This window comes from Streptococcus sp. HMSC067H01 (assembly GCF_001814775.1).
GTDB lineage: Bacteria > Bacillota > Bacilli > Lactobacillales > Streptococcaceae > Streptococcus.
The window spans coordinates 1-19928 of record NZ_KV817789.1 but is presented as its reverse complement, the minus strand read 5'-3'; the positions used below and the strand labels follow the sequence as shown (position 1 = coordinate 19928).

The following is a 19928-nucleotide window of genomic DNA, read 5'->3' as shown; positions in this document are numbered from 1 at the left end:
TCAGACCTTCACCTCCCTTCGTCTACTTCCAACCATATAGATAAAGAAAGGTGCACCTACTAAGGCTGTGAAAATACCAATCGGCAGCTCAGCATTTTGTATCAAAACACGAGCAAGGACATCTGCCCAGACAACAAAGAGAGCGCCAAGTAAAGTAGCAATCGGAAAAAGTCTTCTGTAGTTTGTACCAACCAAGCTTCTTGCCAAATGAGGTGTAATCAGACCGACAAAACCAATAATCCCACAGGTCGATACCAAGATAGCTGTCAGCACAGCCACAATCGTCACATAGAGATACCAATAAAAACGTAGGGGAATTCCCAAGGTCAAGGCTGCCTCATCTCCCATCATCATGGCATTAAAAACACGATATTGGGTAGAGAAAAACAAAAAGGCTATTCCCACGACTACTGCTGGCAAGGTTAAGTGAGCCCAGGAAGTCCCCGCTAAAGAACCCATGGTCCAAAACTTGATGGTCATGACACTGTCAGCATTAGCGCCAATTGAGATAATAAAATTTGAAAAAGCCAAAAAGAGTGCATTGACCACCGTCCCTGATAAAATGAGACTTGAAGTTGTCATCCTGCCTTGCATGGAAGCAATCAGAAGGACTGCAAGTGTTGCTAAAATCGCTCCAAGGAAAGAGCCTAGACCAATCATAACTTTAAAGCCAAGAATGATACTCAAAGTCGCACCAAAGGTTGCCCCAGCAGAAATTCCTAACACATAGGGCTCTGCGATTGGATTATTGACTGTTGACTGCATGACACTACCACACATAGATAGGCCTGCCCCCACAATCAATCCAAGAAAAACCCGTGGCAATCTCATATTCCAAACAATAGCAAGCGTAGACTTTGAAATGTCTCCTATCTCAAGAGGAGCCCCTAACTGATTCAAAATTATCCGATAGGTATCACTCAAGCTAATCTGAACAGACCCCATAGAAACAGCTAAAAATAGAGAGAGTCCCAAAGCTCCTAACAGGATAGCTAGTAAAAAACAATATCTCAGGTTTTGATGGTTTCCATAAAATTTGGAAAGCATGAACCCCTCCTTTAACCAAGATTAAAAATTTTGACAATTTTAATAAACAGTATACCACATTTCTAAATCATGAGCAAGACTAGAAAAATGCACACAAAAAAGCCCTCTGAAAATCAGAGAGCTGATTTGAGCTCGGGCTAAAATCCTAGTAAACTAAAAAATCTCCACGGTCAGAAAAGTCTCTATCGTGCCATTTTCATACATGATGTATAGTCCAAGTAGAATGAATACTAAGGGCACAATGATTCGCTCATATTTTTCAATTGTCTCGGATATTAACGGCATAGAGGATAGCACACGACTAAGCTCGCATAAGATAATTATGCCGATTACAAACACAAGCAAGGCCACGAGGGTCTGTGACCAATCTAACGAAGCAAAATAAGGTATATAGATACCTAAATTATCTCCGCCAGACGCAATTGTCAGCAATGTAACTGTCCAAAACAGTTGATTTGCCTTGCTTTGTTCTAATCTTTCAATAATTTCTTCCTCTTCTTCCTCACCTTCTCCAACAATTGCAAAGCGAATCCCTAAATAGATAGGGATTAAACCAAGCGATCCAACCATCCATTCTTCAGGCACGAAATTAACGACATAAGCAGCAACTAAACTCGCCCCTACAAGTAAGCCTGTGCCTAGATATTGCCCCGCATAAATATGCCATTTTTGTTTATTCTGTGATAGCTGTGCAAATAAAATAAATAAAATAATTAAATAATCGATACTGGTGGAAATATAAACACCAATAGCAGATATGATTGTCTGTCCCATAAAAACCTCCTGTATTAGTCAGTAATAAATCAGCAGATTTTAGGAGAGCACAGACACATTAATTTAGCTATCGCTAATGGGTAATGTCGAACGTAGGAAAGCATTTTACTCCTCCTCAAAACGTAGTTACAAAGTAATTTCTAACTGGAATTCGGTGACTACTTCCATGTAAAGTATAACATACTATACTTTACTTCGTAAAGTGTGGGCTCTCCGAGGGTCTTGCAGACTACTACCATTTGAGGTTTTTGTAGTCTCCAAAATTGTGGCCGATAAAACTTTCTTTACAGTCCTTTTTAAGTCTCCTGTGTTTTTGTAGTCTCCAAAATTGTGGCCGATAAAATCTCAATAAAAAAGCTCCCTGAAGTCAGAGAGCTTGATTCTTGCTGGATAAAACGTTTATAGACTAGACGGCAAGCCGAAAATTGTACTGATGGTACATCGAGGCGAAGCCAACGAAGTATAGAAACGTTTTAGACGCAAGATTAGCGACGAAGTCCTAGAGAGTTGATTAACTCACGGTAACGGTTAACGTCGTTTTTACGCAAGTATGCAAGCAAGTTACGACGGCGACCGATTTTCTTCATCAATCCACGGTAAGTAGCGTGGTCTTTTTTGTGTTGTTTGATGTGTTCGTTAAGGTGGTTGATTTCCCAAGTAAGGACAGCAACTTGAACCTCTACTGAACCTGTATCACCTTCGTGACGTGCATATTGTGCAATGATTTCATTTTTTTTCTCTTTTGAGATTGCCATGATGTTTCTCCTTTTTATTTGGCTTCATCCGAGTGACAGGTTGGCATGCCTGTAACCAAGAAGAAGTTATTTGTCTTTACGACATTTCCTATTCTACCAATAACTAAGTTCTTTGTCAACTGATTTACTATTCTTACCGCAAAAGTGCTATAATAGTTATAGGAAGGATATCTAAGTAGACATCTTGAAAAGAGAGGTGATTACCATGCGTAAATTCCCGCAATATCTCCCCTACTATCTGGTCGTATTTTTCTTTTATTGTCCACTTTATGAGCTGTTATTATGGACTATTACTGAAAACTATATCTTGAAGGAGCTCACCATCGGCAACGTTATTATCTTCTCTCCACTGGTGACTTTCATAGTATCACTATTCTACTCTTATCGTTTCAAGTTCTCAGTTTGGTGGTTAATTGGCGTTGGCTTGCTCTTTTGCTTTACCATCATTACTTTCGGAGAATTTATCCTTCTCTACTTCCTAGCCTATGAAATCTTTGCCCTCGCGGGTATGGCTGTCGGTGTCGCTATTAAGAATCTAGTGCAAAAACTGAAAAACAAAAAACTTTCACAAAATCCTTGAAAAATCTCACAATCATGCTATAATAATGCATAGAGACAAGTCACTTAGCCCCTTTCTACCAGAGAGTGCGTGGTTGCTGAGAACGCATAGGAAGACTATACTGATACTACTCTACTGACTTTTATGCAAACATAAAACGGTGGCCACGTTAGAGCCAATCAGAGGTGTCCCTCTTTTTTGAGGAACATAAATGAAGGTGGAACCACGTTGCGACGTCCTTTTTAGGATGTCGCTTTTTGTTTTTCTTGATTTAAGACTGCAAAATAGGGAAACACTTCTACTTTAGAAATAATGGATAACCAATATAAGGAGAAAATCATGATTCAAATTACTTTCCCAGATGGCGCTGTTCGTGAATTCGAATCTGGCGTTACAACTTTTGAAATTGCCCAATCTATCAGCAATTCCCTAGCGAAAAAAGCTCTTGCTGGTAAATTTAACGGCAAACTCATCGATACTACTCGTGCTATCACTGAAGACGGAAGCATCGAAATCGTAACACCTGATCATGAAGACGCTCTTCCAATCTTGCGTCACTCAGCGGCCCACTTATTTGCCCAAGCTGCTCGTCGCCTATTCCCAGACATTCACTTGGGTGTTGGTCCAGCTATCGAAGATGGTTTCTACTACGATACAGACAACCAAGCGGGTCAAATCTCTAACGAAGACCTTCCTCGTATCGAAGAAGAAATGAAGAAAATCGTGAAAGAAAACTTCCCATCTATTCGTGAGGAAGTGACTAAAGATGAAGCGCGTGAAATTTTCAAAAATGATCCATACAAGTTGGAATTGATTGAAGAACACTCAGAAGATGAGGGCGGTTTGACTATCTACCGTCAAGGTGAATATGTAGACCTTTGCCGTGGCCCACACGTCCCATCAACAGGTCGCATCCAAATCTTCCACCTTCTCAACGTAGCTGGTGCTTACTGGCGTGGAAATAGCGACAATGCCATGATGCAACGGATCTACGGTACAGCTTGGTTTGACAAGAAAGACTTGAAGAACTACCTTCAAATGCGTGAAGAAGCTAAGGAACGTGACCACCGTAAACTTGGTAAAGAATTGGATCTCTTTATGATTTCTCAAGAAGTTGGTCAAGGACTTCCATTCTGGTTGCCAAATGGAGCGACTATCCGTCGTGAATTGGAACGCTACATCGTCGACAAGGAGTTGGCTTCTGGCTACCAACATGTTTACACTCCACCACTTGCTTCTGTAGAACTTTACAAGACTTCAGGTCACTGGGATCATTACCAAGAAGATATGTTCCCAACTATGGATATGGGAGATGGGGAAGAATTCGTTCTTCGTCCAATGAACTGCCCACACCACATTCAAGTCTTCAAACACCATGTTCACTCATACCGTGAATTGCCAATCCGTATCGCCGAAATCGGTATGATGCACCGCTATGAAAAATCTGGTGCTCTCACAGGGCTTCAACGTGTACGTGAAATGTCACTTAATGATGGTCATACTTTCGTAACACCTGAACAAATCAAAGATGAGTTCCAACGTACGCTTCAATTGATTATCGATGTTTACGAAGATTTCAACTTGACTGACTATCGTTTCCGTTTGTCATATCGTGATCCTCAAGATACTCACAAATATTTTGATAATGATGAAATGTGGGAAAATGCTCAACGTATGTTGAAATCAGCTATGGATGACATGGGACTTGACTACTTTGAAGCTGAAGGGGAAGCAGCCTTCTACGGACCAAAATTGGATATTCAAGTTAAGACCGCTCTTGGCAAAGAAGAAACTCTTTCTACTATCCAACTTGACTTCTTGCTTCCAGAACGCTTCGACCTTAAATACATCGGAGCTGATGGTGAAGAACACCGTCCAGTTATGATTCACCGTGGGGTTATCTCAACTATGGAACGCTTCACAGCTATCTTGATTGAGAACTACAAGGGTGCCTTCCCAACATGGCTGGCGCCACACCAAGTAACCCTCATCCCAGTATCTAACGAGAAACACGTTGACTACGCTTGGGAAGTGGCTAAGAAGCTCCGTGACCGTGGTGTCCGTGCTGATGTGGACGAACGCAATGAAAAAATGCAGTTCAAGATCCGTGCATCACAAACTAGCAAGATTCCTTACCAATTGATCGTTGGTGACAAGGAAATGGAAGATGGAACTGTCAACGTTCGTCGCTATGGACAAAAAGAAACGAACACTGTGTCAGTAGAGGAGTTTGTAGCAGCTATCCTAGCTGATATCGCCAACAAATCACGTGTTGAGAAATAAAACGATCACAGTCTGAGAAACATTTTTCAGTAAGAAAAAGCAACAACTGAAATAGTTGTTGCTTTTTTATATTTTGATTAAGCTGAGCTAGTAGTGATTGGTCAAACCACCACAAATGATATTCTCATCAACAATCCTTTCTATCCATTAACTTTTGGATATAGGATATCCTCCCAAGATTTGCTTCCATGAGTTAGATAAGTTGACTATCCTTAGTCCTTGTCTGCCTCAATTTCTTTTACGATGTCATCTTGTGAATCTTTTTCAGAGAGTTTTTGATCGATATACTTGTCAATGTTTTCGTAAAATTCCTTAATCGTCTCACTATCTAATTTTGCTGAATTATGGAATTGCTTGACTTTCAATTGAACAGATTGAATACCGTAAGAGGCTTGTTTTTGGTGGAGTGTTTCTAATTCTTCTTCTGAAATCGGATCTCCAACAACCGTCAAGACCAATTCATTGTTACTTGACTTGTAGACTTGATTAATAACCGTATAATTGGCGAACTCTTTTCCTACAAACTGTTTGATCCCTTCTTTGCGCGCTTGTTCTATTGTCAGAGTAACTGCCGAATAGCTAGCTGGAAGAATCAACAATACAATCAAAGAAATCAAGCCAATTCTCATTTTAATGCTCAGCTCTTTAAATGAAGTTAAAGGAGATTTTCTCATCAAAATTCTTGTTCCAACAATGTTGGCTAGCATGATAAAGACACAGTTGATCAAGAAAAGATAGAGAGCCCCCAATAAAAATCGTACATTCCCATTAGCTAAACCATAGCCAGCAGTGCAGATAGGTGGCATCAGAGCTGTTGCGATGGCTACTCCTGGTACGATATTGTTTGCTTCTTTTTTCCTTGAACCGATCACACCAGCAATCCCACCAGCAATAGCAATGAGAACATCCCAAATGGTTGGAGAGGTTCGTGCGATCAACTCGCTACTTGCATAAGATAAGGGAGACATCCAGAAATACAAAGTCGAGACAAGCAAACTGACCAATACTTGAGTCAATAAAACCTCTAGAGATTGCTTGATTAAACGTGTATCAAAAATAGCTAAACCGAATCCCAGTCCAACAATCGGTGTCATTAGAGGGGAAATCAGCATGGCTCCAATAACGACAGCTGTTGAATTCATATTTAGACCTATAGAGGCAATAAAAATTGCACACATCAAAATCGCTGTATCTCTTAATCGAACATGAAGGTCATCATATAGTTTCTCGCGGAATTCCCGTGTTGAATAATTGGCAGTCATTTGTCCTCTCCTCTTTCCTTATTTAAATCGGTATAATAATTAATAATAACAGCTGATAAACAGCCAAAAAATATGAGCCCATAAATCGTCAAGAAGACACTGGTAATCCTTCCAATCAAGGTCACAGCTAGGAGATCCCCGTAGCCGACAGTCGTCGAAGTCACAAAAGCATACCAAAGACCGTCTCCGTAATTTGTGATAGCAGGTTCAACTAGGAAAAGCACGCCTCCTGACCCAAAAACAAAGGTCACAAAACTCAGAGCAAACCGAGTAAAACCCGTAACCTGTATAATATGCCATAACATTTTTAAACGTCTCATTTGTTCTCCTTATTCATACTAGCTCCTGACCGAGCCGTTTTTTCCAATAATCAAAGTGAAGATAGGACATGATCTCCATCAGAGAAAGATAGACAAACTGATAGATCTGATTTAAGCTGATTATCAACTGATATTGTTTGAAAAATGACTGGAAGAAAGACCAGATATGACTGTCTTGAATCAGTCCCTTCTTAACATTATATCAAAAATTTTACAGTCTTTCTCTGAAGAAATCAATTAATTTAAAAGATAGAGAAAGGAAGAAATTTTTGTATCCTTATCCGAAGAAGAAAAACGATATCTCCTCTGAAAGTGAATACCGTTTTAATGTTTAAACATGATGAGTTTGTAGCAGCAATCCTAGTTGATATCGCCAACAAATCACGTGTTGAGAAATAAGAGATAAAATCTGGTACAAAATCCCAGCTACTAAAAAAGAGGCTGGGACAAAAGTCCTAGCCTCTCAATTGTCTTTGGATTGTCGAGCAAGACGCAGTGGTTGAGTAGGTGGGACAACGAAATCGAATTCTAATGAATTAACGATTTCTGTCCCACTCTCTTTTTTGATGCTTCTGTTTTTACATTTGAACAATTCTACGATAGCTTCTTGAAGTAATCATAAAGATAAGTACGTAGATGAGGGCAAAGATACCACAAATAGAAAGTGTTACACTTAACATCATAGCTGTATCTACTACCCCAATGACCTTAAGAATCAAACTTAACATATGATAGGCAAAAGCTAAGTGTAGGAAAGCAAAGATTACAGGGAGGAAGAAAACAGTCAAGACCTGCTTGTTAATGGTTTGTTTGATTTGTTTTTGATCCAAGCCCACTTTTTGCAGGATGACAAAGCGTTCACGATCCTCATAACCTTCTGAGATTTGTTTATAGTAGATAACGAGTACAGTTCCAATCATAAAGATGATAGAGAGGAAAATACCAATAAAGAGAACTCCTCCAAAGAGAGCATTCATTTGGGCAATTGCGTCACTTGCAGTGCCTCCACCATAAACCATGCCGTCTTCATTTTTGAGATTATGACTAAAATTATTTACAAACTCCTCAAAATCATCAGATAGCTTTAACTGTTCCTCTAGACTAGCTGTTACATCCATACCACCGTAGAACTGAGGATAGACAGCAGAATCTTGGTATTTATCTAAAAAGCTTTGAAGATCTGGTACAACAAGGTAGTTATAATCTGAAATCAAAAGAACATACTGGTTTGAAACATGATTGATGACAAAATCTTGCTGGATTGCTTCCTTGATTGTATAGTTCTGATTGTTCAGACTAAATGCTTTCTGATTTTTAAGTTGGTCATTTCGAGCCCAAAGTCCTACTTCGTTACCAGTAAGGTTCAGCTTTTGTCCAGTCATTTTTTCATAATCTTTTTGATCAAAAACCAGGAAGACTGTCTTAGGCATGACATTGTTTTGCCCTTTTTCAAAGGTGGTTAATTTGGTCCCCTCTTGACTCGAAAGACCGAAACTTGCATAATTGAGGACGTCCTTATTGCTGATGGTTAGGTTCTTTTCGCTAGCGTATTGAGTCAAAAGCTTGTCTAAATCCTCAACTTCTACATGTTGTCCCTTAACATCAAAATCGTGAGGATACATGAGTTTTTTCATATTCTCAGATCCGTTGTAGATACTAGTAGCTGCAGACATAGTAATCAAAACCATGGTTGAAAGGATGGCAATGGTTGCTAAACCGACAGCATTTTTCTTCATACGAAAGATGAGGTTAGAAACAGATATGAGGTTGTTGGGTTGGTAGTAATATCTCTTGTTTTTCTTGAGCAACTGTAAGAAAACTGTAATCCCAGCATTGAATAAGAGATAGGTCCCTACAATAACTAACATAACCGCAATAAAGAAAGTAGCGACAGCTTTGAAAGCATCTGTTACGCTTAGTGCTAGGTAGTAGCCACTTCCTAGAGCTATTAGCCCTACAAGTGTCTGAAGAACTAGGAAACGCCCCTTCTTCTCACCCTTCGCTTTTTCTCTAGAAAGCTGGAGAGCATCCATACGGATAATGCGTACAGCGTTCAGGAAAACGATGACTAAAAAGATAAAACCGAATACCAGAAGGATTGAAAGCACTACGGACCATTGGAAAGTTGCAACTAGCTCCACCTTCATCTTTGCAAGTTTAAGTAGTAAAGCGAAAATCAGATTATCAAAGAGGGCACCAATTCCAATCCCGGCAGTGACTGTTACTAGCCCAAATATCAAGAGTTCCTTAAAGGTCATACCAATTAAATGGCGCTTTTCTAAGCCCAACATGCCATATACACCCAGTTCTTTGGAGCGATTTTTCATGACAAAACTGTTGGCATAAAGCACGATAATGGCAGATGCAAGTGTCACAACGACAAGCCCTAGTTGTAGGGTAAATTGTATAGCAGATGCACCACGTAAATCCACAATTTTAGGATTAAAGGCTAGAGAGTAAAAGAGATAGCTAATTGTGACTGCCAAAATGACAGACAAAGCAAACGGATAATAGAGTTTGCGGTTTTTAATTAAGTTGGATATGGCCAACTTATTGGTTAATCGAAACATACTAGTTCACCTCACTTGCCATAACAGTCAAGGTGTCAGAGATTTCTTGGAACATCTGACGATCCGTCTTTTCACCACGGTAGATTTGATTATAGAGAATACCGTCCTTGATGAAAAGAACACGTTTTGCACGGCTAGCCGCAGCTGTTGAGTGGGTCACCATGAGAATGGTTTGCCCTTGCTCGTTGATCTGATCAAAGATATCAAGGAGGGCTGCAGATGATTTAGAGTCTAGGGCACCAGTTGGCTCGTCCGCAAGAAGAATTTCTGGTTCTGTGATGATAGCCCGTGCAACTGCTACCCTTTGTTTTTGCCCTCCAGAGATTTCATAAGGGTACTTCTCCTGCAATTGATTGATGCCAAGATTTTCGGCCGTCACGACCAATTTTTTCATCATTTCTGTAATAGGCTTTCTAGACAATACCAAAGGGAGTAAGATATTGTCTTTAACAGAAAGCGTATCTAACAAATTGAAGTCTTGGAAGACAAAGCCTAACTTTTCACGACGGAAGCTTGATGCTTCAGAATTTTTAATGGTAGCTGTGTCAGTTCCATTTAGGAAGACCTGGCCACGCGTTGGCTTGTCAAGCATAGCAAGAATATTGAGCAGAGTAGATTTTCCAGATCCAGACTCACCCATGATAGCGACGTAGTCGCCTTTTTCAACGGTAAAGTGAATATCTTTCAGGGCTTCTACTTGGTTACCTTGAAAGCGAGTTTTATAAATCTTTTGAACGTGTTTTACATCTAATAGTGTCATTTTAACTTCTCCTTTTTAATATCCCATTAATTGAAACTGAGCTTGCATCATTTCGATGCCGATTTGAACTCGCTCGATATCCTTTGGACTCGGCTTACTTGTATGTTTCTTTTGTAAAATTGTTTTCATGGTTCCTCTCCTTTTTCTTTATGCTCTAAGTTTACTCCAAAAAAAGATGGCTTGCCATAACATAACCTTACAAAAGAGGCCTTTAATCTTACATTTTTGTAAGATTAAACTATTTTATACTCAATGAAAATCAAAGAGCAAACTAGGAAGCTAGCCGCAGGCTGTACTTGAGTACGGCAAGGCGAAGCTGACGTGGTTTGAATTTGATTTTCGAAGAGTATTATCTGATTGGAGCCTTTTTTCTCACTATATCAAGGTCTAAAGAAGAGCTTGAAAGGTTTCTTCCAAGCTCTTCACAATTCTTTTCATTCAATCAGTAAATTCACTTCAGAGAACTTAATCCTCACAGTTGTTCCTTGCCCAAGTTCGGATTCTATTTGAATCTGATGTCCTAATTCTTGGCTGATTTTCTGGGTTAGATAGAGCCCAAGTCCAGATGACTGCTGGGTCATTCGACCATTATATCCTGAAAATCCACGTTCAAAGACTCGCAACCGATCACTGTTTTTGATACCAATACCAGTATCTTTTATGCAAAGGTCTGAACCTTCCATGTAGATTTCAATTCCACCTTCATTAGTATACTTGAGACTATTTGAAAGGATTTGTTCAATGACCACCAACAACCATTTTTTATCCGTCACAATCCTTCTGTCCAAGTCATGCATATTAATACTTAGGTTTTTCTGGATAAAGAAAATGGCATATTTGCGAATGACTTCCTTGACCAGATCTTCTATATTTTCTTTCTTCAACACCAAATCATCATGGAAGCTTTCTAAGCGTAGATATTGGAGAACGAGGTTGGTATAGGAATCAATCTTAAAAATTTCCTGCTCCATCTGTTGCTTCAGTTGGCGATCCGCCACCTCGCTCACTAGGAGTTTACTGGCTGCAATTGGTGTTTTTATCTGATGAACCCAGAGTGTATAGTAGTCCACCAAATCATTATAGCGGTTTTCAGCATCTGATTTCTTTTGATAGAGTTCAGATTCGCTTTTCTCTAATTTTTCAGTTAGAAGGACTTCCATTGGTGACTTAGCTTTTCTTTCGCCATAGAGCAATTCCTTACGATAACGTTGCAATTCTATCAAGAAATCAAATACCAAAAACAAAAATGTCAAAAATGTAGATAGAAAGAAGAAATAGTTAAAGTAGGGCCCTTGCTTATCAAACAAGATTTCAAAGAGAAAAAGCAAACCTGTAAGAGCAAGAATAAAAGCAAAAAAACGGCTACGCGAACGGATATAAGCTAGAAAAAAACTTTTAAGTTCAAGCATGTTTCAATCCATACCCTATCCCTTTCTTGGTTTCGATAAAACCAATCAAACCTTCTTCCTCCAGTTTCTTGCGCAAACGAGCGACATTAACAGATAAGGTATTGTCATCGATAAAAAAGTCACTGTTCCAGAGTTCCCGCATCAAATCATCACGCGCTACGATATTTCCCGCATGCTCAAATAAGACCCGTAAAATCTGAAATTCATTCTTGGTTAAACTGATAGCTTTTCCATTGACATGCACATCCATAGACTTGGTATTGAGAATAACTCCAGCATACTCTAGGAGACTCTCATCCCTTCCAAATTCATAAGAGCGGCGCAATAATCCTTGTACCTTAGCTAAAAGAACCTGCTGGTCAAAAGGCTTGGTCACAAAATCATCCGCCCCCATATTGATGGCCATCACGATGTCCATAGCCTGGTCTCTCGAAGACAAAAACATAATGGGAACCTTAGAAATCTTGCGAATTTCCTGGCACCAGTGATAACCATTAAAGAGAGGCAAGCCGATATCCATGAGAACCAGATGAGGCTCAGACTGAACGAATAGTGTTAGAACCTCCATGAAGTCTTCTACCATGACTACCTCAAACCCCCATTCAGAGAGCATTTTCCCAACTTGTTGACGGATTACTGGATCATCTTCTACTAGTAAAATCTTATGCATCTGCTCCTCCTTTTTCTATATTATAGCAAAATTCTTCTCACTACTAGCGAAATTGATGTAAATCTGATATGATAAAAGTTAAGAAAGGAGTTCCCATGTCCAATATTTTCGACTACCTAACTGACGTTCAATACGATTCTTTTTATGATCTTCCCTTAAATGAATTGGATATACTAGCTCTGACAGAGCTGACCTATCTTTCTTTTGATAACTTATTAGACCAATCCGTCAATCGTTTAAGCGATGTCGCAACACGTGTCCCTCGTGAGACTAACATGTTGACCAATAAAGAACGTCTGCAACTCTTAGACCAGCTTGCCCAGCACAAACGTTTTAAAAATAGTAAACTCTCTAACTTTGTCAACGAGATTGATACGGAGCAACAGAAACAGTTCGCTGCTATGACCTATCGTCTGAACCTAGATACTTATCTGATTGTCTTTCGAGGTACTGACGATAGTATTATTGGTTGGAAGGAAGATTTCCATATGACCTACATGAAGGAAATCCCTGCCCAAAAGCATGCTCTTGAATACTTGGAAGATTTCTTTACCCAACACCCAAAACAGAAAGTGATTGTAGCTGGACATTCTAAAGGTGGGAATCTGGCTGTCTATGCTTCCAGTCAAATCCAGTCTGAATTGCAAGACAAGATATCTGCAGTTTATACCTATGATGCCCCTGGTTTGCAGGCTCATCTGACTGAAACCACTGGTTATCAAGATGTCATTCCAAAAATTCACCGTTTCGTCCCACAAGGTTCTGTCATTGGCATGATGCTAGAAGTTCCTGATACTCCTACCGTCGTCAAATCTACAACTCTCGGTGGCATCGCCCAACACAACACTTTCAGCTGGCAAACTGAAGGAACTCACTTTGTCCAACTAGAGGAAATTAGTAGCGAAAGCCTCCAAATCAAAGACACTCTTAAAGAATGGGTGGACAGTGTGCCCGATGAAGAACTAGAACTCTACTTTGATCTCTTCTTTGGAACCATCCTAGAGTCTGGAATCAGCTCCATTAATGAACTGTCTTCTAAAAATGCTATTGACCATGTTCGACAACTTGTTTCTCAAGCCCAGACACTGGAGCCTGAGCAAGTTGAAATCTTAAAAAATCTAACTCAACTCCTGCTGGATGCTCGTTTCCATGCCTGGAAAAATCATTTTTAATGTCTAAAAAAGTCCCTTCTTTTATGGAGGGACTTTCTTCTTGATTCCTTATTTTATTCTTCTGTGTTATACTAGAAACTGTAAATCTTTGAAAGAGGAAATCCTATGAAAATCCATAAAACTGTGAATCCTGTCGCCTATGAAAATACTTATTATCTTGAAGGGGAGCAACACCTGATTGTAGTTGATCCTGGTAGCCATTGGGAGGCCATTCGCAAGACTATCGAAACCATCAACAAACCGGTCTGTGCCATTCTTCTGACCCACACCCACTACGACCACATCTTGAGTCTGGACTTGGTCAGAGATACTTTTGGAAATCCTCCAGTGTATGTGGCAGAAAGTGAAGCATCTTGGCTCTATACTCCTGTTGATAATCTTTCTGGTCTCCCTCGACATGACGATATGGCAGATGTCATCTGCAAACCAGCTGAACAAACCTTTGTCTTTCATGAAGAATACCAGATTGAAGAATTCCGCTTCACAGTCTTACCAACGCCAGGCCACTCTATCGGTGGAGTTTCATTGGTTTTCCCAGATGGACACTTGGTCTTAACGGGAGATGCCCTTTTCCGAGAAACCATTGGTCGGACAGATTTGCCAACTGGTAGTATGGAACAACTCCTTCATAGTGTCCAAACCCAGCTCTTCACCCTTCCAAACTACGATGTCTATCCAGGACATGGTCCGGCTACGACCATCGCTCACGAAAAAACCTTTAATCCATTTTTCTAGCAAGAGAAAAACCAAGGACAATCATCCTTGGTTTTTGTGTAGCTTCAATTTCTACATCATTACTTGCTCAGAAGAATCAACATTGACTAGAAAAATAATTCAAAACTAATTAGCTGGATTCAATTCTTTCCAGTCAAGGTTAGACAAATCAAGCTTTTCAGAAGAAATATCTAAAACTTGCTCTGCTTTTTCATTACCACCGATTTGAATAGTTGCTTCTTTAATCTTCTGCACTCCATTTTTATCAAACGAATATAGAGCCAGGTTCATTTCTGGACGAGTTGACTGCCAGTCTGCATAAGAGACTAGACCATTTTCGTAAATAACAAAGCCTGAGCGAAAACCACCTGCAGAAGCTACATAAGCTGTGTGAAGTAAGTTTGGTTTTTGATTTTCCAAATAATAAATGGCTGAAACAAATTTTTCATCCCCAATAAGCAACTCATCTTGCCCATCCTTATTCAAATCAAGAAGGGCATATTTAAAGTCTGGTGCATTTTGATAATCCATTCGAGAGAAAATCATGCCATATTCTTCTGATGCAATCTTGTGTTGTTTATTTTCCTCGTATAAATCTTCTCTATTACCTTGCTTTAAAAGGTCTGTAAAGTGATTATAGCGTTCAATCACTTCTTTATATACATCTTGTCCAGTTTCCTTCTTATTTTCAACAGTCGATTGTGACGCCTTGGTTGAAGAGTCACTTATATTTTCAGTCTTTGCTTCTGTTGATGTACTAGTCTTATCGTCTTTGGAAACAGATGATAGTGCAGATGAAGGTTCTGTATTGCTCCTATTTTTATTGAGACCACAAGATGCCAAAACTGAAATTGAAAGAATAGCTGAAAGCATCATTAAATATTTCTTCATATTAACCTCGATAGCATTGCATTTTCAGATGGATAAACTTCAAGCATGAGTCATTAACTCCAAGTTATACTTGGTTAAGAAATCATTTTACCAAATAATCACACGGTCTTCTGGTGAACGCCACATTCCGTCGCCTTCTTTGACATCATAGGTCGTAAAGAAGTCGTCAAAGTTTGGCACTTGGACGTTAACACGGAGTTTAGCTGGCGCGTGTACGTCAACGCTAGCCATGAGTTTCATCAACTCTGGGCGACCTTTCATACGCCAGATACGAGCAAAGTTATGGAAGAACTCTTCAGCTGAGAAATCTGGCTCTCTCTTAGCAGCTTCTAGCGCTGCAGCGATTCCTCCTAGATCGGCAACGTTTTCGGATACAGTTAATTTCCCATTGATTTTTGCGCCGTAAGATTCTTGGCCATCAAACTGGTCGATAACCTTCTGTGTCTTTTCTTTAAAGGCTGCATAATCGCTCTCTGTCCACCAATCCTTGAGACTTCCATTTTCATCAAAGGAAGCCCCATTTGTATCAAAAGCATGAGAAATTTCATGGGCGATAACCGCTCCGATCCCACCATAGTTGGCAGAAGATGACTGATGCAAGTCATAGAATGGTGCCTGTAAAATAGCAGCAGGGAAGACAATCAAGTTCTTTTGTGGATTGTAGTAGGCATTGACCATATGAGCAGGCATTCCCCACTCCTTGTAGTCAACTGGCTGATTCCACTTGCTCCAACTGTGCTTGATTTCCACACGCGCAAAGGCTAGGGCATTCTCAAAGAGGCTAGCAGATTCATCCACTACCTTATCTTTATAGCGGACTGGCAATTCTTCTGGATAACCGATATAAGGCTTGATGACATTGAGTTTGACGATGGCTTTTTCTCGAGTTTCAGGAGTCAGCCAGTCATTTTTAGCTAAACGTTCCTTATAAACGTCAATCATGGTCGCCACTTTTTTCTCTACGTCTGCCTTGGCTTCTGGAGAGAATTTTTCGTGGGCATACCAAAGGCCAAGAGCTTGTTTAAAAGGTCCTTGAGCTAAATGGTAAGCTGCCTTACGTTTGTCTTGAGCCTCTGGAACTCCTGAAAGAGCTCGTCCGTAGGCACCTGACAAGATACGAATCTCATCTGTTAGATAGCTAGTTGAAAGATTAACTATACTCAAGATCAAGCTTGCCTTGAGCAAAGGCCAAGCTTCTTCACTATAGAATTGCTCTGCTGCTTGCCAGAAACGTTCTTCATCTACAACAACCTTGTCTGGAGTTTGTCCAATCACTGCTTGGAAGAAGTCATCTAAAGGTAGGGCAGGCGCAAACTTTTTGAAATCTTCATAAGAATAAGGATGGTAAAGTTTGGCATATTCTGAACTTTCTTCGTTTGAAAGTACGACAGCTGCGATACGGCGGTCCAATTCCAATCGTTTCTCTAGCAAATCTTCGATTTCTTCATCTGAGAAGTTATAGGCTTTGAGGAGATTAGAAGTACTTTCTTTCCAAAGGTTCAATAATTCCTCACGCTGAGGATGGTCTTCCGCATAGTAGGTTGTATCAGGCAAAATAGTTCCTGGAGCACTAGCCCAAAGAACATTGGTTCTAGCATCCATAAAGTCTGGTGATACTCCAAATGGAAGGAAGTTTGGTTTACCAGCTAATTCAAATGCAGCTAGTTTACTTGCGAAATCCGCAAAACTTTCCAAATCTTGATATTCCTTCAGTAAAGGGAGGACTGGCTCGATTCCATCAGCTTCTCGCTTATCGAAATCTCTGACCATAGCATGGTACTTGACAAAGTTTTCTAGGATAGGATCTTCTGGAAGATCTTCTCCTGCCAACCACTTGTCAGTCGTCGTTAGCATCAACTCTTCGATTTCTTCGTCAAGGTCGATAAAACCACCTGTTCTCGATTTATCGGCTGGAATAACAGCAGTCTTTTCCCACTCACCATTTATTGCATCATAAAAATCATCTTGATAACGTGTCATCTTGTTCTCGCTTTCATTTTTCACTTATTCTTAGCTTAGCAAAAATCCCTGGGGAATGCAATTAAAAATGCCGTCTTCTTCTGATTGTTTTCTAGTTAATATTTTAAATATTTACAAAAATTAACTTGACTTAATTTTTATTTTAAGGTATATTAAAAGATAGGAGGAATATAACTGTATGATACGTATCGAAAACCTCAGTGTCTCCTACAAAGAAACGTTGGCACTAAAGGATATTTCACTAGTGCTCCAAGGACCAACGATTACCGGAATTATTGGCCCAAACGGCGCTGGGAAATCAACATTATTAAAAGGTATGCTGGGAATTATCCCACATCAAGGTCAGGCATTTCTCGATGACAAGGAAGTTAAAAAATCCTTACATCGAATCGCCTATGTCGAACAAAAAATCAATATCGACTACAACTTTCCCATCAAGGTCAAGGAATGCGTCTCGTTAGGACTGTTTCCCTCTATTCCTCTCTTTCGAAGTTTAAATGCTAAACATTGGAAGAAAGTGCAAGAGGCCCTTGAAATCGTCGACCTAGCTGACTACGCTGAACGGCAAATCAGTCAACTCTCTGGAGGTCAATTCCAGCGGGTCTTGATTGCCAGATGTTTGGTGCAGGAAGCCGACTATATCCTCTTGGATGAACCCTTTGTTGGGATTGACTCAGTCAGTGAGGAAATCATCATGAATACGCTGAGAGATCTGAAAAAAGCTGGAAAGACGGTCCTTATCGTCCACCACGACCTCAGCAAGGTTCCCAACTACTTCGATCAAGTCTTGCTTGTCAATCGAGAAGTGATTGCTTTTGGTCCGACCAAAGAAACCTTTACCCAAGCCAATCTCAAAGAAGCTTACGGTAATCGACTCTTTTTCAATGGAGGTGACCTATGATTGCAGAATTTATCGATGGATTACAAAAATTCCATTTCTTACAAAATGCCTTGATAACAGCTATTGTTATCGGGGTCGTAGCTGGAGCTGTAGGATGTTTCATCATTCTACGTGGGATGTCACTCATGGGAGATGCCATTTCACATGCTGTCTTACCAGGTGTAGCCCTCTCCTTCATCTTGGGCATTGACTTCTTTATCGGAGCCATTGTCTTTGGACTGCTAGCTGCTATCATCATTACCTACATCAAGGGAAACTCGATTGTCAAAAGCGATACCGCCATCGGCATTACCTTTTCTTCTTTCTTAGCCCTCGGTATCATCTTGATTAGTGTCGCTAAAAGTTCAACTGACCTTTTCCATATCCTTTTTGGTAATATCCTGGCCGTCCAAGATACGGATATGTTTATTACCATGGGGGTAGGGGCAGCCATTCTCTTGTTAATCTGGATTTTCTTCAAGCAACTCTTGATAACGTCCTTTGATGAACTCTTGGCCAAAGCCATGGGAATGCCTGTCAATTTCTATCACTACCTTCTCATGGTACTCCTAACTCTCGTATCTGTGACAGCCATGCAAAGTGTCGGAACTATCCTGATTGTAGCCATGCTGATTACCCCAGCTGCAACTGCTTATCTGTATGCTAATAGCCTGAAAAGCATGATTTTCCTTTCCTCAACCTTTGGAGCGATAGCTTCAGTTTTGGGGCTCTTTATCGGCTATAGCTTTAACGTTGCGGCAGGTTCTAGTATCGTGCTCACAGCTGCTAGTTTCTTTCTCATTAGCTTCTTTATCGCTCCAAAACAACGATATTTGAAACTGAAAAATAAACATTTGTTAAAATAAGGGGCAAAACCCCAATAAATTGGAGGATCTAATGAAAAAATTAGGTACATTACTCGTTCTCTTTCTTTCCGTCATCGCTCTTGTAGCATGTGCTAGTGGAAAAAAAGATGCAGCTTCTGGTCAAAAACTAAAAGTTGTTGCCACAAACTCAATCATCGCTGATATTACTAAAAATATTGCTGGTGACAAGATTGATCTTCACAGTATCGTTCCTGTTGGTCAAGACCCACACGAATACGAACCACTACCTGAAGACGTCAAGAAAACTTCTCAAGCTGATTTGATTTTCTATAACGGTATCAACCTTGAAACAGGTGGAAATGCTTGGTTTACAAAATTGGTAGAAAATGCTAAGAAAACTGAAAACAAAGACTACTTTGCAGTCAGCGAAGGCGTTGATGTTATCTACCTTGAAGGTCAAAACGAAAAAGGAAAAGAAGACCCACACGCTTGGCTTAACCTTGAAAACGGGATCATCTATGCTCAAAATATTGCTAAGCAACTCATCGCTAAAGACCCTAGCAACAAGGAATTCTACGAAAAGAATCTCAAAGAATACACTGAAAAACTAGACAAGCTTGACAAGGAAGCCAAAGAGAAATTTAACGCTATTGATGCTGACAAGAAACTCATCGTAACCAGCGAGGGATGCTTCAAATACTTCTCTAAAGCTTACGGTGTACCAAGTGCCTACATCTGGGAAATCAATACTGAAGAAGAAGGAACACCTGACCAAATCAAGACTTTGGTGGAAAAACTTCGCCAAATGAAAGTTCCATCACTCTTTGTTGAATCCAGTGTCGATGATCGTCCAATGAAGACTGTTTCTAAAGACACAAACATCCCAATCTATGCTCAAATCTTTACGGACTCAATCGCTGAAGAAGGTAAAGAAGGCGATAGCTATTACAACATGATGAAATACAACCTTGACAAGATTGCTGAAGGTTTAGCTAAATAATCATTTTAAAAACGTCAGTCACTGTACTGACCCCAAAAAGTTAGACAATTAATTT

18 protein-coding genes are annotated in these 19928 nt (G+C 40.0%); 7 read left to right on the top strand and 11 right to left on the bottom strand.

Annotated elements, in window-relative coordinates:
* The 3 genes from HMPREF2987_RS04735 to rpsO form a co-directional block, all read right to left on the bottom strand.
* Positions 1-1047: a FecCD family ABC transporter permease gene (locus HMPREF2987_RS04735; protein ID WP_075229550.1), complete on the bottom strand. Its 1047-nt coding sequence runs from the start codon at positions 1045-1047 to the stop codon at positions 1-3.
* A gap of 153 nt (positions 1048-1200) precedes the next feature.
* Positions 1201-1821, bottom strand: a complete 621-nt coding sequence (locus tag HMPREF2987_RS04730; RefSeq protein ID WP_075229549.1) for a CadD family cadmium resistance transporter — start codon at positions 1819-1821, stop codon at positions 1201-1203.
* Between the two features lie 485 nt (positions 1822-2306).
* Positions 2307-2576 (bottom strand): 30S ribosomal protein S15, encoded by a 270-nt coding sequence (gene rpsO / locus HMPREF2987_RS04725; protein WP_001018251.1) that lies wholly within the window; start codon positions 2574-2576, stop codon positions 2307-2309.
* Between the two features lie 205 nt (positions 2577-2781).
* On the opposite strand from rpsO, the gene HMPREF2987_RS04720 reads away from it, so the two are divergent.
* Together HMPREF2987_RS04720 and thrS are read left to right on the top strand one after the other, a co-directional pair.
* Entirely contained in the window at positions 2782-3156 is a 375-nt protein-coding gene (locus tag HMPREF2987_RS04720) for a hypothetical protein (protein ID WP_075229548.1), read from the top strand.
* Between the two features lie 318 nt (positions 3157-3474).
* The gene (gene thrS / locus HMPREF2987_RS04715) at positions 3475-5418 is read left to right on the top strand and encodes a threonine--tRNA ligase (RefSeq protein WP_075229547.1); all 1944 of its coding nucleotides are present in this window, start codon (positions 3475-3477) and stop codon (positions 5416-5418) included.
* A gap of 212 nt (positions 5419-5630) precedes the next feature.
* Here thrS and HMPREF2987_RS04710 read toward each other — a convergent pair whose 3' ends face one another.
* From HMPREF2987_RS04710 to HMPREF2987_RS04685, 6 genes are all read right to left on the bottom strand, one after another.
* Positions 5631-6680, bottom strand: coding sequence for a TIGR00341 family protein (locus HMPREF2987_RS04710; protein WP_075229546.1), 1050 nt, complete (start codon positions 6678-6680; stop codon positions 5631-5633).
* Positions 6677-7000, bottom strand: a complete 324-nt coding sequence (locus HMPREF2987_RS04705; protein WP_001253404.1) for a potassium channel family protein — start codon at positions 6998-7000, stop codon at positions 6677-6679. The genes HMPREF2987_RS04710 and HMPREF2987_RS04705 overlap by 4 nt, the downstream gene beginning before the upstream one ends.
* Before the next feature lie 578 nt (positions 7001-7578).
* The gene (locus tag HMPREF2987_RS04700; RefSeq protein ID WP_075229545.1) at positions 7579-9570 is read right to left on the bottom strand and encodes an ABC transporter permease; all 1992 of its coding nucleotides are present in this window, start codon (positions 9568-9570) and stop codon (positions 7579-7581) included.
* 1 nt (position 9571) lies between these two features.
* Positions 9572-10330, bottom strand: coding sequence for an ABC transporter ATP-binding protein (locus HMPREF2987_RS04695; RefSeq protein ID WP_006152604.1), 759 nt, complete (start codon positions 10328-10330; stop codon positions 9572-9574).
* A gap of 434 nt (positions 10331-10764) precedes the next feature.
* Positions 10765-11739 (bottom strand): sensor histidine kinase, encoded by a 975-nt coding sequence (locus HMPREF2987_RS04690; protein WP_075229544.1) that lies wholly within the window; start codon positions 11737-11739, stop codon positions 10765-10767.
* Positions 11732-12409, bottom strand: a complete 678-nt coding sequence (locus HMPREF2987_RS04685; protein WP_000548968.1) for a response regulator transcription factor — start codon at positions 12407-12409, stop codon at positions 11732-11734. Before HMPREF2987_RS04685 ends, HMPREF2987_RS04690 begins: the two co-directional genes overlap by 8 nt.
* Positions 12410-12504: 95 nt before the next feature.
* Between HMPREF2987_RS04685 and HMPREF2987_RS04680 the strand changes: the two genes are divergently transcribed.
* Entirely contained in the window at positions 12505-13581 is a 1077-nt protein-coding gene (locus tag HMPREF2987_RS04680; RefSeq protein WP_075229543.1) for a DUF2974 domain-containing protein, read from the top strand.
* 105 nt (positions 13582-13686) lie between these two features.
* Positions 13687-14316 (top strand): MBL fold metallo-hydrolase, encoded by a 630-nt coding sequence (locus HMPREF2987_RS04675; RefSeq protein WP_075229542.1) that lies wholly within the window; start codon positions 13687-13689, stop codon positions 14314-14316.
* Positions 14317-14421: 105 nt separating this feature from the next.
* Here HMPREF2987_RS04675 and HMPREF2987_RS04670 read toward each other — a convergent pair whose 3' ends face one another.
* Positions 14422-15186 carry a hypothetical protein gene (locus tag HMPREF2987_RS04670; protein ID WP_075229541.1) on the bottom strand — a complete coding sequence of 255 codons (765 nt, stop codon included), beginning with the start codon at positions 15184-15186 and terminating at the stop codon, positions 14422-14424.
* Positions 15187-15273: 87 nt separating this feature from the next.
* On the bottom strand, positions 15274-17166 hold the full coding sequence (locus HMPREF2987_RS04665) for a M13 family metallopeptidase (RefSeq protein WP_075229567.1): 1893 nt from the start codon (positions 17164-17166) through the stop codon (positions 15274-15276).
* A gap of 178 nt (positions 17167-17344) precedes the next feature.
* Between HMPREF2987_RS04665 and HMPREF2987_RS04660 the strand changes: the two genes are divergently transcribed.
* Genes HMPREF2987_RS04660 through HMPREF2987_RS04650 form a run of 3 tightly spaced genes read left to right on the top strand, consistent with a single transcriptional unit; the run spans position 17345 to position 19873 of the window.
* Entirely contained in the window at positions 17345-18067 is a 723-nt protein-coding gene (locus HMPREF2987_RS04660; RefSeq protein WP_075228047.1) for a metal ABC transporter ATP-binding protein, read from the top strand.
* The gene (locus HMPREF2987_RS04655; RefSeq protein WP_075229540.1) at positions 18064-18912 is read left to right on the top strand and encodes a metal ABC transporter permease; all 849 of its coding nucleotides are present in this window, start codon (positions 18064-18066) and stop codon (positions 18910-18912) included. The genes HMPREF2987_RS04660 and HMPREF2987_RS04655 overlap by 4 nt, the downstream gene beginning before the upstream one ends.
* Before the next feature lie 31 nt (positions 18913-18943).
* Positions 18944-19873, top strand: coding sequence for a metal ABC transporter substrate-binding protein (locus HMPREF2987_RS04650; protein WP_060955483.1), 930 nt, complete (start codon positions 18944-18946; stop codon positions 19871-19873).
* Positions 19874-19928 lie beyond the last annotated feature (55 nt).

Excerpts from the sequence above, each read along its gene's own strand:
- HMPREF2987_RS04735 (WP_075229550.1), bottom strand. The coding sequence starts at position 1,047 with ATGCTTTCCAAATTTTATGGAAACCATCAAAACCTGAGATATTGTTTT.
- HMPREF2987_RS04730 (WP_075229549.1), bottom strand. The coding sequence starts at position 1,821 with ATGGGACAGACAATCATATCTGCTATTGGTGTTTATATTTCCACCAGT.
- rpsO (WP_001018251.1), bottom strand. The coding sequence starts at position 2,576 with ATGGCAATCTCAAAAGAGAAAAAAAATGAAATCATTGCACAATATGCA.
- HMPREF2987_RS04720 (WP_075229548.1), top strand. The coding sequence starts at position 2,782 with ATGCGTAAATTCCCGCAATATCTCCCCTACTATCTGGTCGTATTTTTC.
- thrS (WP_075229547.1), top strand. The coding sequence starts at position 3,475 with ATGATTCAAATTACTTTCCCAGATGGCGCTGTTCGTGAATTCGAATCT.
- HMPREF2987_RS04710 (WP_075229546.1), bottom strand. The coding sequence starts at position 6,680 with ATGACTGCCAATTATTCAACACGGGAATTCCGCGAGAAACTATATGAT.
- HMPREF2987_RS04705 (WP_001253404.1), bottom strand. The coding sequence starts at position 7,000 with ATGAGACGTTTAAAAATGTTATGGCATATTATACAGGTTACGGGTTTT.
- HMPREF2987_RS04700 (WP_075229545.1), bottom strand. The coding sequence starts at position 9,570 with ATGTTTCGATTAACCAATAAGTTGGCCATATCCAACTTAATTAAAAAC.
- HMPREF2987_RS04695 (WP_006152604.1), bottom strand. The coding sequence starts at position 10,330 with ATGACACTATTAGATGTAAAACACGTTCAAAAGATTTATAAAACTCGC.
- HMPREF2987_RS04690 (WP_075229544.1), bottom strand. The coding sequence starts at position 11,739 with ATGCTTGAACTTAAAAGTTTTTTTCTAGCTTATATCCGTTCGCGTAGC.
- HMPREF2987_RS04685 (WP_000548968.1), bottom strand. The coding sequence starts at position 12,409 with ATGCATAAGATTTTACTAGTAGAAGATGATCCAGTAATCCGTCAACAA.
- HMPREF2987_RS04680 (WP_075229543.1), top strand. The coding sequence starts at position 12,505 with ATGTCCAATATTTTCGACTACCTAACTGACGTTCAATACGATTCTTTT.
- HMPREF2987_RS04675 (WP_075229542.1), top strand. The coding sequence starts at position 13,687 with ATGAAAATCCATAAAACTGTGAATCCTGTCGCCTATGAAAATACTTAT.
- HMPREF2987_RS04670 (WP_075229541.1), bottom strand. The coding sequence starts at position 15,186 with ATGAAGAAATATTTAATGATGCTTTCAGCTATTCTTTCAATTTCAGTT.
- HMPREF2987_RS04665 (WP_075229567.1), bottom strand. The coding sequence starts at position 17,166 with ATGACACGTTATCAAGATGATTTTTATGATGCAATAAATGGTGAGTGG.
- HMPREF2987_RS04660 (WP_075228047.1), top strand. The coding sequence starts at position 17,345 with ATGATACGTATCGAAAACCTCAGTGTCTCCTACAAAGAAACGTTGGCA.
- HMPREF2987_RS04655 (WP_075229540.1), top strand. The coding sequence starts at position 18,064 with ATGATTGCAGAATTTATCGATGGATTACAAAAATTCCATTTCTTACAA.
- HMPREF2987_RS04650 (WP_060955483.1), top strand. The coding sequence starts at position 18,944 with ATGAAAAAATTAGGTACATTACTCGTTCTCTTTCTTTCCGTCATCGCT.